Annotated in this window: 12 protein-coding genes; 1 reads left to right on the top strand and 11 read right to left on the bottom strand. The window is 36.1% G+C overall.

The genetic code is table 11. From position 1 onward, the window contains the following. Positions 1–13 precede the first annotated feature (13 nt). The 5 genes from OW492_RS05360 to OW492_RS05340 are packed head-to-tail and all read right to left on the bottom strand — an operon-like array spanning position 14 to position 6,062. Positions 14–1,501 carry an exosortase C-terminal domain/associated protein EpsI gene (locus tag OW492_RS05360; protein ID WP_290038908.1) on the bottom strand — a complete coding sequence of 496 codons (1,488 nt, stop codon included), beginning with the start codon at positions 1,499–1,501 and terminating at the stop codon, positions 14–16. Positions 1,502–1,528: 27 nt separating this feature from the next. Next, positions 1,529–2,659 (bottom strand): glycosyltransferase family 4 protein, encoded by a 1,131-nt coding sequence (locus OW492_RS05355; RefSeq protein ID WP_290038907.1) that lies wholly within the window; start codon positions 2,657–2,659, stop codon positions 1,529–1,531. A 9-nt stretch (positions 2,660–2,668) separates the two neighbouring features. Further along, the gene (locus tag OW492_RS05350) at positions 2,669–3,790 is read right to left on the bottom strand and encodes a glycosyltransferase family 4 protein (RefSeq protein ID WP_290038906.1); all 1,122 of its coding nucleotides are present in this window, start codon (positions 3,788–3,790) and stop codon (positions 2,669–2,671) included. 46 nt (positions 3,791–3,836) lie between these two features. Continuing rightward, positions 3,837–4,865 carry a polysaccharide deacetylase family protein gene (locus OW492_RS05345; protein WP_290038905.1) on the bottom strand — a complete coding sequence of 343 codons (1,029 nt, stop codon included), beginning with the start codon at positions 4,863–4,865 and terminating at the stop codon, positions 3,837–3,839. 39 nt (positions 4,866–4,904) lie between these two features. Beyond that, entirely contained in the window at positions 4,905–6,062 is a 1,158-nt protein-coding gene (locus tag OW492_RS05340) for a glycosyltransferase family 4 protein (protein WP_290038904.1), read from the bottom strand. A 411-nt stretch (positions 6,063–6,473) separates the two neighbouring features. On the opposite strand from OW492_RS05340, the gene OW492_RS05335 reads away from it, so the two are divergent. Next, a complete protein-coding gene (locus OW492_RS05335) occupies positions 6,474–8,141 on the top strand; it encodes a hypothetical protein (RefSeq protein ID WP_290038903.1) in 1,668 nt (555 codons plus the stop codon). A 115-nt stretch (positions 8,142–8,256) separates the two neighbouring features. Here the strand turns inward: OW492_RS05335 and OW492_RS05330 are convergent, their stop codons facing one another. Genes OW492_RS05330 through OW492_RS05305 form a run of 6 tightly spaced genes read right to left on the bottom strand, consistent with a single transcriptional unit; the run spans position 8,257 to position 15,504 of the window. Beyond that, positions 8,257–9,729, bottom strand: a complete 1,473-nt coding sequence (locus OW492_RS05330) for an O-antigen ligase family protein (protein WP_290038902.1) — start codon at positions 9,727–9,729, stop codon at positions 8,257–8,259. Further along, positions 9,696–10,928 carry a glycosyltransferase gene (locus OW492_RS05325; protein ID WP_290038901.1) on the bottom strand — a complete coding sequence of 411 codons (1,233 nt, stop codon included), beginning with the start codon at positions 10,926–10,928 and terminating at the stop codon, positions 9,696–9,698. The genes OW492_RS05330 and OW492_RS05325 overlap by 34 nt, the downstream gene beginning before the upstream one ends. A gap of 2 nt (positions 10,929–10,930) precedes the next feature. Then, positions 10,931–12,157, bottom strand: coding sequence for a hypothetical protein (locus tag OW492_RS05320; RefSeq protein ID WP_290038900.1), 1,227 nt, complete (start codon positions 12,155–12,157; stop codon positions 10,931–10,933). Next, complete coding sequence (locus tag OW492_RS05315) at positions 12,154–13,707, bottom strand: MATE family efflux transporter (protein ID WP_290038899.1); 1,554 nt, start codon at positions 13,705–13,707, stop codon at positions 12,154–12,156. Before OW492_RS05315 ends, OW492_RS05320 begins: the two co-directional genes overlap by 4 nt. A 6-nt stretch (positions 13,708–13,713) precedes the next feature. Beyond that, positions 13,714–14,697 carry a sulfotransferase gene (locus tag OW492_RS05310; RefSeq protein WP_290038898.1) on the bottom strand — a complete coding sequence of 328 codons (984 nt, stop codon included), beginning with the start codon at positions 14,695–14,697 and terminating at the stop codon, positions 13,714–13,716. A 9-nt stretch (positions 14,698–14,706) separates the two neighbouring features. Further along, positions 14,707–15,504, bottom strand: coding sequence for a WecB/TagA/CpsF family glycosyltransferase (locus OW492_RS05305; RefSeq protein WP_290038897.1), 798 nt, complete (start codon positions 15,502–15,504; stop codon positions 14,707–14,709). Between the last annotated feature and the right edge of the window lie 56 nt (positions 15,505–15,560).

Genomic DNA, 15,560 nt, shown 5'->3' with positions numbered 1-15,560 from the left:
TTAATCCCTTAAATTATGATTTATTTGAATTAAGATAAGCTGTAATAAACTTACTTAATTGTTGCTCAGCGCTGGCTTGATCATCACCATCAAAATCAAAACTAACTGCAACTAACGTTGCCCCAGGTTGACCCAATAATGCTGCTTTGACCTCAGCTAATTTGGCAATTTTTTTATCACTAGTCATAATCCCATTAATGACATACCAAGAAGCAATTAATCGATACCGATGAGCAGATTTTTTTAATACGAATAAATTAGCTTGATCCAATGCAGGTGCTTCCGAAATAGACAGCTTTTTATCTGCCACTTCCATCCAAAAATCTTCATCAAATAAGTAATTTTCTACAAAAATCATCTCTTTGGCTTGTTCTTGTTTATAGTAATCTGCCAAATAAACCTGAAAACCTAATGACTTCTCAATGTAATAAGAGAACCGCTCTTTAGTTGCCCCTTGTGAGTAAGGCTTCCAACTTGGACTGTAAGCTTTGTCACGACTAACTATTTGATAATTGACTAAACTTGGTTCAACAAACGCATAATTTTTATCATAGCGAGAAGGAATCCAATAAGAGGCTGCAACAAAAGAAACAAAAACAATCAAAGTCACGCATATCTGTGTTTTATTTAAAGAGAAATCATCATTAGCTACTGGCTTAACAGTTTCAGAAGTATCATCTTCAGACCTTTCTTCAAAATAGGTACGAGCAATATAAATAAGTGGAATTAAACATATAGCAAACACAATCCACCCAAAAGTAAGATGGTCATGCACGATAAAATGGTTCATCTCTGTGTAAGTGCCCACTATGATGATAATCATCACCCTTAACCAATTGGCAATAATAGCGACCGCTAGACTAATAAGTAAAAATGTTAAGGTTCGTTTGGTAGAGAGTTTATTAAAGTAACTTACACAAAATGTAAGCAAAGCAGCCACCATAAAGAAGCCTAGACCAGAACAAGCTGGATCAACATCGAACATACCGCCCGCTGTAGACAGTCGATAATCATCACGGTCTACGGCAATGCCTAGTAACTCAGGCCCCCACACTCCAGCTTGCGTTGACAGCTCACGTAAAGGCAACTGCAACATATTCCAAACCGGTAAAATAAGTAGCAGCATCAGTAAAGGAATGAAAAAAGAGCAAATAACCTGCCAACCATAAAAGCAGAAAAGCAGAGAAACTAGGATACTAAAAAAGGCTAATTGCTGTAATTGTTGGATACTAGATAACAACGCAACCAAAGAAATAGACAGACTCGACACCAAACACACTAAAGCAAGCGCGTAATGCCTTTTAGATAAAAGAGTGATCTGTAAGTGATGTCGTTGTAGATAAAAAACGTAGGCCACAACAATAATCCCTAAAAACCCATGGCTATAGGGCCCGTCACTATTCCATTCGTCGAAAATAGTGAGTAAAACAGGCGCACTGACCACAAGCAATACAAATAGAGAGGCTACAAATAAGCTATGTACTGAAATTCTTTTAAACAAAATAAGCTCCTAATATAAATAACCTCATTACATGAGCACTTCATGATAAACAGCAATGGTTCTCTCTGCTACTTTTTCTACATGGTATAGCTCTCGTGCTAACTGCTTTGCTTTACACTGCATTTTATTGGCAAGCTCAGGATCATTTAAAATTAACTCACATTTATTAGCAATATTGTGTTCATCAAAAGGATTGATCAAATAACCTGTTTCGCCATTTTTTACCATATAAGGCATACCACAACGGTTAGAAGTTACCACAGGGACCCCTACGGCCATTGCTTCTTCGATTCCCATAGGCGAATTTTCTTCCAGAGAAACTAATGCATATAAAGTTGCATTACATAGTTCAGCTTGGACTTGAGCAGTGGGGATACGCCCTAAAAGAGTGACATTTTTTTGTAAGTTATTTGTCTCAATAAATTGCGTTAGTTGATCTGCATAAGCTTGATCCGTAATACCACCAGCAATTCTTAGCTCAACCTCAATGCCTTTATCAGCAAGTATTTTCAACGCTTTCACTAGCTGCAATACATTTTTACGAGGGGTGATCACTGCAGATGTAAATATAATTTTCTTATTGAGCTGTTTTGTTAAATCAAAAAATATGCCTGAGATAGGATTATCGATATCAAAAATATGCGCTTTTGTTACCCCTGTTAATCTCTCTCTAACATAAGGACTAATGGAAATAATATTAGGTTGTTTTCGCCAACTCGACTTCTCGATAAATTCCCATATTCTAGAACGTATCGCTTTAAATTTTCCATTTGCTAATAATGTATCCCCATAAATAAAACCATGGATAGTAAATACTTTAGGGATACTTAAATCCTTAACCATAATGCCGTAAGTATCATGAGCATGAATTAAATCGGGAGATATTTCTCTGATTTTATGTTCGATCAACCGTTTGCCAGTTGTTAATGCATTTATTAACTCACTTCCAGAAGGTTTGGGAATGCGGTGAATAGTTATATTTTCAAGCTTTTCAATGGATTCAAGCTTGGTGTCTGGGCACAAGGTTATTACATGTAGTTCAAATTCAGAATAGGCGGCTAACGCAGGTACTAAATTAACACTAACAGCTTCAACCCCACCATGTGGTCTACCTAGTTCAATAGGAAACTGGGTTACAAACGCTAATCTAATTGGCATTTATCCCCCTTATTGTGATAATTCAGCGAAAATAGCTTCGAAACGTTCCATCACTTGGTTAACAGAGTGATTCTTTACATAATATTCACGCGCATTATTAGAATACTGTTGCCATAACTCAGGGTCAGAACATAACTTTCTAATACCTGATACCAAATCATCTTTTGTAACAGCATCAAAGCCTAACTCACGATCTCTGATAAGGTGGTCTGGGTCAAAGGTAGAAACAATAGGCACCCCTTGGCTCCATGCTTCTAAAAAGGTATTAGGAAACCCTTCATAAACCGATGAACAACAAAACACACTTGCACTACGATATAAATTGGGCATATCAGCACGAGCAACCATACCTAAATAGGTTACGTTATGGAGCTTATTCATCGTATTTAATACGCTTTTAAAATAGGCATCTTCTTGTTTAGGGCTGCCACCAATAATAAACTGATACTCAGGAAGACTTTTTGCGACTTCTAAAAACAACTCTAATCGTTTACTTTCATGGATTCTCGCTGCCCATAAAATAGAAGGTGATTTTTGATTTAAAACGATTTTTTCATACTCATCACGATTAGGACCAGGGCATGGCATAGGCATTATTTCAGAATTGAGTTTAAAACCAGACTTTAGAGAGTTCATCTGTTTTTTAGTTTGCGATAAAATATAATCCGCATTGGCTAAACCATAACGATATAAAATCCTTTCTCGATAGGTGTTCATTACTGGCAATTTATAATCAGCATCAGAATCATTTGCTAAAGAGTATAAAAATTTTTTGTTATGCAACTTACACCATAGCGCAACTTGCCCTGTTATGTATTCACCACAGTTTTGATAATAAATATCAGCATCGGCACGCTTCATTGCACTATTTAAACCAGTCCAACGAGGATGAAAGAAACGAAGTCCTTTTAAACCTGAATCTTGACGACATATTTTAATCACATTGATGCCCTCTATCACTTCGTCTTCATCGGATCCTTCAGACCAAGTTAACAAAGAAACTTTATGCCCTCTTGCCACCAACCATTTAGCCATCAAACTCGTTTGTCGTTCCACACCACCAATTGAGCCATGACTTCCACCAGTAACTGCACCATAGGCAAAATGAGCAACAAGACAAATATTTAACATGATAATTTACAACCCTAGCAATGAAATAGATAAAACGAGATAGTTATTATTTCGTATTAAACAGGAATAACAGTTCAGGAATTGTTTTATGCGCAGGAAAGTTAAAACGTTTTAATGTCATTAAATCATCCTTTGATTGACACAACCCAACATCCGTTGAAAATGCAGCTTGATAACCAACTTCTTTTACCAACTGTTTAGAAAGCTTATTATAATTGCCATTAGGATAACAAAAATAATCACATTTGACTGCTAATTCCTTTTCAATACAGATTTTTGATTGCTTTATCTGTGATAATATTTTGCTTTTTATTAAGCAATCTAAGCGTAAATGATCCTGAGTATGGCTTGCAACATCAATACGATTGTCTGACGTTAGTCTTTTTAGAACGTCCCATGTAACAATTGCAGACCAATCATCTTCATGACAAATATCTTTTAAAGCAGATGCTGAACGCTTTTCTAAGGTTTCACACAAATAATCAAATAGATTATTGAGCTCAATATCGTCGCTAAATTTATCCTTACAAATATCACGAAATTTTTTGTAGCTAATAGTTAAAGCATTACGGCTTGTTGCATCAAAGGTATAAACTTCATTATTATAGGATAAGGAAATAACCTCTCCCGCATTTTGTTGCAAAGCATAATCAAGACGGTCAAACCAAAAAGGAAGCCCTGAATTAACATGATTAGTAGCAACAAATAAAACTGGCTTGATATTATATTTCTCACAAATAGGAAGCGCATAATCAATATTATTACGGTAGCCATCATCAAATGTAATCAATAAAGCATTATCAATAGGTGGAATTTTACCGCTTAAGATGTCGATAGACTGTTGTACGGTAATAAAATGATAGTACTGAGAAAGCATGCCTAGAGTTCGGTCGAACTCTTTAACAGGAATTTGCTTACGAAGTGGAGACCAAATAGTTTTGGTATCAATATCCATGACACCATGCACCATTAGCACACAAATTTTATGACGGTTTTTGTGATGTAGGATTCTTAACAACCCAGTTCTAAATAAAGCCTTTAAAAATATTCTCTTAATAAAAGCTTTAGTTGTCATAGTTATATATCTCTCGAATCAACAAAATTAACGGGAAAATTATTTCTGGTACTCAAGTAAATTTTTATAATGATTAGATACATTATCTACATACCTTTCAATACTAAACCTTTGTAAACCTTTCTTAGCAGACTCAACTAAATTACTACTCAAATCACTGTCAGATAATACATTAGTTATCTTCTCAGCTAAATCTTGCACGTTGTCTCTTTCAAAAAGAAGGCCGTTATTACCATTTTCTATGATCTCCGGTATTCCTCCTGTATTTGATGCGACACAAGGTATTCCAGATGCCATTGCCTCTACAAGCGCTGCACCAGCACCTTCAGACCGAGAAGGAAAAATAAAAAGGTCACTTTCTTTTAATATGTAAGGGATATCATTTCTATTACCTAAAAAAATAACCTTCCCTTCTACCCCTAACTCCTGAATTAGCGTCATTATCTTGTTATAAAATACGGTGGAAGTTTTTTTACCTACGAGCAATAATTTCGTATTTGGGAACTTTTTATATACCTTACTAAAAGCTTCAACCGCTATATCCCAACCTTTAACCTCTGCAAAGTGGCCAACGGCAGTAATAACAATATCACTTGAGGAAATATTAAATTCTTTTCTTATTTTTAATGCACCTTCAAGGTAATTGAAAACATCTAGATCAACAGGCACTTCTACAACAGCAACTCTATCTTGAAAGCCAACTTGCGCAGATATTTCTTGCTTTGCAGCATTACTAATAGCTAAGACCTGGCTTGCTGCCCAACAAGTAATACGAGTACTTGGCATTAACTTTCTTAAGCCTTTAGGAGAAACTCCTTCTTCATAATAAGAAGACATTGCTAACTTAGACCAAAGCCTTATAGGTACATTCGCTAGTCTTGCAGCTATAATAGGGCTCGTATGATCATTATAACAATGAAATATTGTGCAGTTTATTTTTAAAAGAAATTTTAAATTTCTATAAATACTTTTATAGTCAAAATTACCCTGCGATCTTGGGTGATAAATAACTTCACATCCAGCTTCTATAAAAGGAGTAATTAAAGATATATCATCAGGTTGCTTGGATAGTACCAGCCAATTTTTCCAATTATTAGCAGCACACTTTTCAACAAGCTTTAAAGCACTTAGCCATTTAGAAGTTGCAATAATAGGAAAGCCTCCCCAATAATGGACAACATTTATAACATTACTCAAAGAACTCTACCTATAATTAACAACACAAAAAACTGAAATAAAAACTTAAACCACATAAATATTTTAGAAAGTAATTTTAATTATTTTAATGAAACAACAAATACCTATAAGTAAATAAATTAAAATAACTTTTTGTTTTTTAAAATAAACTGTCAAGCACCACATATAAAGAGGTTATTTCATTTAAATAATTCCTAACTAAATATTCATACCCCAGCATGTAAGTAAAATAAGGTTAAACTCCCCGCTTTGAGAAGCATGAATGATAAATTATCATTAAGTTATCTACAAAAACTAGGATTTATAGAAATAGCTTCTATAATCTTATGATACAGACTATTTAATTTTAAAATTACTTATTGTTTATTAGTTGTCACTATCAATTTGTATCAAAGCAAGCATGGAGCAAAAATGAGCCGTTTATTAAAATATGGAACGTATTGTATATTGACACTTTCTACGACCAGTTTTGCTTTTGAGTACCCAACGGGTATACCTGCAGCTTGGATAGTACCTGATGTTGCAGCGCCTACCCCCCCCTCAGATTGGAGTTCCGAAGTAACTAATATGTATTATATTGATGCTTCAAATGAAAATTGCTCTTTGAAATTAACGTATGGCTCTGAGAGTGAACCTCTATGCAGACTCCCTTCTTCAATGGCAGCTGGTTCTTATGTTGAAGTCCATGGTGGACCTTACGAATACACTAGTACCATCTATCTTAAGTCCGAAGGTACTGAATCCGAACCTGTTTGGATCGTTGGTGCAGAAGGTAACTCAATAAAAATGTCACTTGTATTATATGGAACCTACCTATATGTAGACAATTTAAATATCAGTGGGGATAAAGGGATTTCTGTTCGCCCTTATCGTGATCTGCAAACTGATCACATAATGGTGCGTAATACCGTTATTACAGGCACAGGTTCATTAGAAAGTGGTGCAACTGGCATTGCAGCAGGAGGTAGTAATGGACTACAACTTGAAGGTTTCATTGCCTATAACAATACCATCTCATATATGGGTGATTCAGAGTCTGAAACAGAAAATGATCGACATGCTTTACAAACAGGAAGCTATATTAATAATGTTTGGCATTTATATAATACCACTCATCATAATGGTGGCGATGGAGTTCAATACTCTCACGGAGGTGTAGATGCACATCACTTTTATTATGGAGGAAACACAAGCTATAGTGAAAGAGAGAATTGTGTAGACATAAAACAGGCAGACGATGTAATCATTAGTGGTAATACTTGTTATGATATTGAAACATCTTCATCTTCCCCTGGTGAATGTATGGTAGTGCATTATGATCCTAGTAGGATTTGGTTCATTAACAATGATATATCTGAATGTATAACTGGTATAAAATCCACAGGTGCTTTTGATGTCTACATTACGGGTAATAATATCCACGGTATGAAAGAGAGCACTAACGAAACACATGGTGATATATCTAGCTATCAAACTGGTGTGGGGATTACTGCTTATAATACCGGTAATGTTTATATTAGTAATAATACTATTACAGATGCAATTAGAGGCATTGCCTATGAGGCAGTCTCAGGGTATGAAGCTGATATAACAAGTAATATTATAGCAAACCTACATGACGGAGCTTATACCGGAAATAGCCAATATGCGATAATGTTAAAAGGCGATGATACCACTGTCGATAACTCTGATATTGAAAACAATCTTTTCTATAATCCTTTAAGACTTTATATTGATGGAAAAACATATACTGATTTAACTTCGTTAGTTTCATCGGGCAAATGTGATGATAACGGAGGAAGTTGTCTTAATGCAGACCCAAGCTTTTTAGATGATGGAAATTACAGTTTATCTTCAAGCTCTGCAGCTATAGATAAAGGCACTAAAGCCAGTTTTTATGCGCTATATGAAACCCTTTATGGAGAATCAATCACATCAGATATACTAGGCTATATTAGGACTGATACAACTATTTGGGATATTGGTGCTTATGAGAACTCTGCAGGAGGTCAAACAGAACCTTCTTTATATAATCTACCTGATGCACCTGAAATTTTGAGTATCGACATAACAAATTAATCGGTTAAAAAATACAAGGCAGATTAGAGAAATATACCTTAGCTTCTTTAATCTGCACCTACCTTCAGCTTACCCATGTAAAAATTAGTTAATTTTATAGCAATTCGCTCGAGTATTATTCATCTAAAAGTAAACTATTTTTATTATTTCTTTTTTTGTTACGTTCGACATAAACTCGTAATAACAAGCCAATTGCCGCCCACATACCAACAGAGCCTTCTCTAGGATAGAAAGACTGGCTTCCTATAGAAGCAATTAGAAAGGCTCCTATTAATGCAAAGGAAACCCCTCCAGTAACTACATATAAACGGTTAGAATTATCACGAAACAGGCTCCAAGAATATTTCAAGAGCAGTAAATATAATAAAAATACAGGCAAGGCACCTATAAAGCCGTTATCTTGAATCCATTGTAAATAAGAGTTATGCGGATGAGGAAAACTATCTGATACGCCATATAAATCCTTCATCTGGAGTGTAAGCCCTATATTTACCATAGCATCTCTACCATAACCAAAAAATGGGGCCTCTAAAATGGACTCCCACACTAGTGGCCAAGCTAAATTCCGGCCAGAAGTGACTTCATACAAGTCAACTCCATCTTCTTCGAAATTAGCCTCTTGAGTGTATAAATTTTCATCTGATTTAAAACCAAAGCTAAGTCGCTCAACCGAAGATGGTGCAAACATAATCACGGCTATGTATATTAATGGGACTAATAAAATATATTTTTTCCACTTAAACAAACAATAAAGCAAACCTAGTACAGCCCAAGTTCCGTAGCCTGTTCGGCCTCCCGTTAAAGCCATAGCAAGAAATATCATAAGGCAACTGGGCAATATAACAAACCAGTAATGTTTTTTACTAACTAACTCTTTTAAACAAAAAACGAGCCAAAAAGCGCCACTCATCATCATTGAGATATTAACTCGGTGGAAGCCAACACTATCAGAGATAATTTTTAGCGCTTTATGCTGTAGCGCATCACCACCTAAAGTCAATGAACCTAACTTCATTGCCTTAACAACTTGAAAGGCTAATAAAATGAACATCAGAGCTAAGGAGCCCAATGCAAAATTATACTGCTTTCTATTACGGCAACCATCAAAAATAATCATGCTTGGAAAGACCCACTTAAAACAATTAATCAAGTATTCGTTGATATCAGAAATAGCTCCTGGTGGAGAAGCATTAATCACTTCATACCATTCTAATACACCACTTCGATCTGACATGTATCTGATGACACTCAGTACAATAAAAAAGCCATATATAAATAACAAAAAATTAATTTTACGCGGCATTTCCCAAAGTAACTTCTGCTTTCTTCTATTAGAAAGCCAAGATAAAACTACATTTAGAAATAAAAAGTTCCAATGATTTAAACCAGGTATACCCCCAACAGCCTTAGGCATATCAGGATGCTGAAAGATAGCAATTAGAAGCACTAACCAGCAAGCACCACGAAACCAATCCTTCCAAGCATAAACACTTAAATAAGCAATGAGTAAGGTCAATAATGTAATTCGAATCATAAGTAATGGGCTTAATTTATCTAACTGGTAAATGTTGCATATATTTTCTGCCAATGTTGTGAGACTGCAGGAACAGAAAATTTTGTTGTAGAGTGATACGCATTTTCCGACAATTTTTTTAGTTTATTTTCAGAAGAAAGTATAGTCACATAACTATTTGCAAAGCTTTCATTGGTTAACGGAGTTATAAGATAACCATTTTTATCTTCTTTAATTAAATCACTTAAATCGCCAACATCAGAGTTAATGGCAGGGATCCCACACATCATTGCCTGAATAAGTGCCTGCGATAAACCTTCGGAATCTGAGGTCAACACAAAACAGCGAGATTGCTGAAGCCAATATTCGACATTATTTTGCCACCCTGCAAAATATACATCATCAGCAATACCTAACTCGATAGCCAGCTTTTGTAATTTTTCTTTATCTGGACCATCACCGACGATTACCGCATTTAAATGAGGAAGTTGTTTTTTCGCAATTTGTATCGACTCCAAAAACCGATCGATTCTTTTTACTTCAGACAAACGACCTATTAAAATTAAATCATATTGTTTTTTTATTTCAGGCCTAGGGCAAAATACAGAATCATCGAACCCGCCAGGCACAATTTCAAAGTTTGTCGAGACACCTTTATCTTTAAAATAACGAATAGCAGATGTTCCCATAGACACGACAAGATCCATTTCATTTACTGACTTAACTAACATTTTTTCTATAAAGTCATCAGGCTGTCCAATTTTGTTAAAAATTCTATTTTCAGTGTTAACCCCACCTCCAACAACTTCTCTTGGCCCACCACCACAAATGTAGACAGATTTAGCACCAATCAGTTTCGCTAACACCACAACAAACAAACCATTAAGTAAAAGGTGAAACCCTACTAAAACATCAGGCCTTTTAGTGATCGCTACCCATGTAAAAAAGAGCAAACGAGCACCTACCTGTCCGAATATTTTACTTAACCAGCGCGGAGCATACTGTCCAGAAACTTTATCTATATTTGGTACAGAAGTAGATGCCACCATCAATAAATGCTTACACTTATCAGCATTAGCCATAGGGTGTAAATGAGTCATTAACCAATGGTCAGAATAAAAAGTGCCTGTCGCTAATATAGTTAATTGCTTCGTTTTTTTAGTCTTATGAGGTATTAACTTAAATAACTTTAATATTAAATAATGCAAAATAAGCATTATCCTTAATAACCAACGATAACAGTTCCGAAGAAGATTAACTTTCTTATCAAGCATTTTTAATTATCCATTTTAGGAAAGACTAATCGCTCCCATCCGATTGAAATACTAACTAGTCCCGAATCATCCTTGTCATTAATGATTATACGATGACACTTTACGCCATTAATATATAGTAGGGTTAAATCAGGATTTTCCACATACCAAGTCAGACCTTGAATATCCTCGCCGCTGTAATCTGTAGTAAGATAGATATGGGTTTCTTCACCTATATGTTTAACAGAGAAATCCAATTCTTCAACTGTACGGTTATAGCCTAATAAACGGCGAGTAGTGGTAGTTAATATTTTTTGGTTACCTTGATACTCAGCTAATAACTCAAAGGCTTGCCTCGTTTCTTCAGTAAACGGTTCTTCGATAGAGTGCACTTTACCTAAATGACTATATAGAACACTACAACCTTCATTCTGCACCAAGGTATCTAACATCTCTTTAGTTAATACATGATGAATACCACGTGCTTGATCGAAACAAGAGACCCCCCCCCATGCTGGGTTACAACGCATAAATTCAATAACTTCAGTACCGTCTATTAATGTTGCTTTACGTAGTACTTTGTTAGCTTTATGCATTGCATATTTTTGGTTTCCAAATCGAGCCAGCCAACCTTTAATAAACTCTAATGCAATGGTTTTAATAGATGCTTTAATTTTCAGCTTGTTAAATAAACTTTGATAACTGCGTTTTGCATTTTGCGCAACACAACTCGTCACCCGACCTTTCCAAATAAAAGGCAGACCACCAGACTGTACTGTAAGGTCACTATGATAAGCTTTGGTACCTTGCTCAGCACCGCGACCTTGCATAATGTCATTATCCAAATTAGTTGGGGCTTGTGCATGGTCTACCCATACCTCAATTTTTCGTTTTCCTGATTGAATAGTATTCCAATACTTTTCAATTGATACTCTGTCATCAACAAAGTCACCAAATGAGTGTAGGCAGTCAATATGGCCAGACTCAATTAATTGATGAATTTTGCCCCTTCCATCATCATCAGTATTTGTATAAGAAAAATTATGGCTTGGCATATCAAAATAGATCGTATTACCAACCTCTAAGCCAACCCCTTTTCCTAAAGACGTTTGTTCAGTTGTATTTAAGTACTTTGCCGTTTCAAAATAAATTTCTTTGTTAGGTGTTTCATCAAGATCACTACAAATAGCAAGCATTGCTTGGTAAGGGTATGGATATTTTCTTAGGCTAACCGTATTTTTCTTCTTCATAGTGATTGCAACTTAAATCGAGATAAACACTTTTTTCGTAGCTTCATTGGTACTAAGTAATAGAAGTAAATAGTTAAGGTAACAACACCTGCACAACCAAAAAACAACCAAGCATTTAACCACTCACCTTGATTATATTCATTGCGAGATAAAGAAAGCAGGGTAAAAAAAGGAATAATATAAAGAAATGGCTTAAGTAAACTATTGAAAATATAGGTTTTTAAAGAAAGCTTAAGCTCGTTACATGCATAAATAGGTACAATAATGCCATAGACAATATTCATTGGAATAACAAACAATAGTGCGGCTGTAGTTAATTCCCACTGCTTAACACCCGTGAATAAAAGCCCTATCCCAAATAATACAAAAATCGCAACAAAAGCAAAAAGTGAAATACGGCCATGTTGATTCATGCCCATTAATATACGAATCGAAGTATCTTGCCCCATTGGAAGTAGCTGGCCAATGGCTAAAATCATTACTAATGGCCAAAGTGCATATTCAGGTCCCATCCAATAATGCAGAACAATATCACCATAGATGAACAACAAACCTAAAGTAGGCAAAGCAAAAGCAAAGCTTAATTTGGTGGTATTAATGAACAACGCCTGAATTGCTTGCGCATCTCCAGCCCCCTGCATGGAGCCTGTTGTAGGAGTCAGCATCAAAGTAAACTTAGTCATGAATGTTTTGATTTGCTTAGTTAACGCCATAGGGCGAGCAAAAATTGCGAGCGCAGCAGGGCCAATAGAACTCACCAACATCACACTGATCGTCTGTAACAAAATGATAGGAGGAACATTAGATAGCATACTTTTAATGCCAAACTTTAATAACATTTTAGTTGTTTTCCAGTTCGCCATTTTTAAATTAAACTTAAATTCCTTGCAGATTTTATTAACAAATACAAATCTAAGTGATTGGAAAATAATAGTTGAAATCAAGTAGCCAATTGCCATTCCAGCAACATTCAAATCAGTGAAATAAAGAGCAAATACCATTAAGACAATAGATAATATACTATCGCCTGCATGCAGTGCATTATGTATATCCCACCGATGGTAACCGGTTAATAATCCACTTGCCGAACCAGAAGCCATTTGAAAAGCAACTCCTGCTCCTAAAAAAAGAATAACTAACTGAGCCGTATGAGTATTCTCAGCAAGGTTTTCGCCAAAATAAGGTGGTAGTAATAGGTAAAATAAAACGGTAACCGACATTGCCACAGCAGCAAATATTAACTGAACAAATAAGGCTGAATTAGCAACATAATTAAGTAAGGTCAGTTCACCTGCACCTCTATGCTTGGCAACATAGCGATTGAAGCAAGCCCCCATGCCGAGACCAACCAAGCTTAAATAGCTGACAAATGACCAACCAAAATCCCATATACCTAAAGCCGCTTGTCCCACTTTATCATCCACCAAACGCGGCATAATAAAGCCAGAGAAAATCAGCACTAGTTGGCTGATCCAACTCACCATCAAATTCCATGCAAAACGGTCTTGCCCGGTTAAATCAATTTTTTGTTGTTCAACTTTATCTATCATTTTACTTTATTCCACATAACCAAGATGGCGATGATAATCACCGGTGACTTGATAATATGTTTGTAACTCACCTTCACTCAATAAAGTTTTCCAACGATCATCTAGCTGGATGACTTCTGAATCATCCAAGCGCATACCGTTACCGACGACATGATGCTCAACAGTTTTAAAATCTAAGCGTTTTTTAGCAGGGTCTACACCGATAAACTCAAACAAAGTATCTAGGGTTTGCTCAGTGTTATTACAAATATCTTCGTAATGTACTCTGATCCAATTATTTTTCGGCATGGTCGCTAATACGGCTTCCGCCTCTTGATTACAACGCACCCATTCATGAGCACCAACTTCAATTCCTCTTCCTTGCTCTTGTGTTTTTCCTGCACCACCGCCACGTAACTTTGGATTTTTAGCATCGGCAAATTCTGAAGGGTTTTTATAGGCTAAAGAAACACCTCGGCCATCGCGGACAACCCAAATTACTTTAACGTCTAAATCAGGGTTCTTTAATAAATACTTCAACCGAATACCAATTTTTGAAGAGTCAACGACAATATCCACACCTGCTTGCTCAGAGATTGAACGTGCATAATCAGCATTGCGTTTTTGCAGCAAAGGTAGACTTTTACGCCAAACTGGAGAGCAACAAAGCAAGGTATCACGAACTAACTCCATCAAAGGCGAACGCACTAAAGGTTTTAATAAGCGTAATACGTAAGGAGTCGCGCCAGTGCGAATATCTGTTCCAGCCTCAGAAATACAAAAATCATGGCCTTTATCCGCCATTTTCTGAGTCACGCCTTGCCAAAACCCGCACTCCCCCACCAGCGTTTTACAAGAGCATAAATAACTATTTTTATCGCCTAAATTTACCGCCTTTAATTCACCAACACTGCATAAGTCAGGGTGGGCTCCTAATAGCATAGCCGTCATAGTTGAGCCTGAATGGCTAGCAGCAGCAAGATAAACTAGTTTTTGTTTTTTAATTGTCATCTATTTTCTTTATGATTTAACGGGCTTTAAAAGCTCTTTTATTAACATCCAAATAAACAAAGTATTAGTGATTAAATAACGTTTCCATAGACGCTTAGGTTCTTGTAATACACGATAAAACCACTCCATTCCCATTTTCTGCCAAATTAAAGGCGCACGCTTTACTTTTCCAGCAAACACATCGAATGAACCACCAACGCCATGCACGACAGGTACTCGCATTACTTCCCCCCACTTGGCCATAAACTGTTCTTTCTTAGGAGAAGTGATTGCGACAAAGAGAACATCAGCCTTAGCTTGCGCAATATTTTCTGCTACTTGCTGTTGTTGTTCGTCTGAGAAATAACCATTTTGACGTCCTGCAATAACAAGACCAGGGTAATGCTTAGTGATTTGTCGCTCAATTTCTTCTGAGACAGCCTCTGTTGCCCCTAAGCAAAAAACTCGATAACCTGATTTATTACCTCGTTCCATAATGCCATACATTAAATCGATCCCTGCAACACGTTCAGGCAACCTTTTATTAAGAACTTTACTTGCTGTCACGACTGCACTTCCATCCGCCAAAATCAAATTAGAAGAAGTAACGCTCTCTCTTAAGGCTGGATTTTTTTGCATATTGACAATCTTAGCCGCATTAAGCATGCCTATATGTAATGATTGCCTAGAAGTGATACATTCATGTACAACATCTAATGTTTGAGACATTTTTAATGGGTGTATATCAATACCAAACATTGTAATGGTAGGTTCTTTTAAATGGTATCGGTTGAAAGGTTCACTTGACGAGGAATACTCTTCTTTCACCTAGCCTCTCCTTAGCTTTTATGATGGCTTATTTTATCAAACATAACAGTAGTTTT

This window comes from Psychromonas sp. 14N.309.X.WAT.B.A12 (assembly GCF_030397575.1).
Classification (GTDB): Bacteria; Pseudomonadota; Gammaproteobacteria; order Enterobacterales; family Psychromonadaceae; genus Psychromonas.
This window is presented reverse-complemented; position numbering and strand designations above follow the sequence as displayed.

Bases quoted from the DNA above. Each gene is read 5' to 3' on its own strand.
- OW492_RS05350 (WP_290038906.1), bottom strand. From the start codon at position 3,790: ATGTTAAATATTTGTCTTGTTGCTCATTTTGCCTATGGTGCAGTTACT.
- OW492_RS05355 (WP_290038907.1), bottom strand. From the start codon at position 2,659: ATGCCAATTAGATTAGCGTTTGTAACCCAGTTTCCTATTGAACTAGGT.
- OW492_RS05345 (WP_290038905.1), bottom strand. From the start codon at position 4,865: ATGACAACTAAAGCTTTTATTAAGAGAATATTTTTAAAGGCTTTATTT.
- OW492_RS05325 (WP_290038901.1), bottom strand. From the start codon at position 10,928: ATGCTTGATAAGAAAGTTAATCTTCTTCGGAACTGTTATCGTTGGTTA.
- OW492_RS05320 (WP_290038900.1), bottom strand. From the start codon at position 12,157: ATGAAGAAGAAAAATACGGTTAGCCTAAGAAAATATCCATACCCTTAC.
- OW492_RS05310 (WP_290038898.1), bottom strand. From the start codon at position 14,697: ATGACAATTAAAAAACAAAAACTAGTTTATCTTGCTGCTGCTAGCCAT.
- OW492_RS05315 (WP_290038899.1), bottom strand. From the start codon at position 13,707: ATGATAGATAAAGTTGAACAACAAAAAATTGATTTAACCGGGCAAGAC.
- OW492_RS05335 (WP_290038903.1), top strand. From the start codon at position 6,474: ATGAGCCGTTTATTAAAATATGGAACGTATTGTATATTGACACTTTCT.